The sequence below is a fragment of the Anaerobacillus sp. 1_MG-2023 genome (assembly GCF_030547345.1).
In the GTDB taxonomy this organism is placed as follows: domain Bacteria; phylum Bacillota; class Bacilli; order Bacillales; family Guptibacillaceae; genus Guptibacillus; species Guptibacillus hwajinpoensis_B.
Genome location: NZ_JAUORD010000251.1, coordinates 1 through 237, shown reverse-complemented (window position 1 = coordinate 237; position 237 = coordinate 1). Strand labels below are relative to the sequence as shown.

Sequence of the window (237 nt, the reverse complement as noted above, 5' to 3'; positions counted from 1 at the left end):
TTTTAAAATGACTCCGTATTTATGAGCAAGACCAAGCTCTTCTATAAATGGAAGATGACGCTTTTGGCCAATCGCTTTCTCCACAGCATCACATTCAATAAGAAATTCAGACTCCGGAATAGGTTCTGTCCTCCTTCGCCCATCTACATCCGCTTCCCCAAGCTTCATCTTGACGCATTTCATGCCTTCTACATCGCCAGTTTCATTTGTCATGAGTTCAACCGGCTGTGTTAACCA

At 43.5% G+C, this 237-nt stretch carries 1 pseudogene; it reads right to left on the bottom strand.

The annotated features are described in order from the left end of the window. A pseudogene (locus Q4550_RS24045) lies at nucleotides 1-237 on the bottom strand (dihydropyrimidine dehydrogenase); the annotation flags it as partial.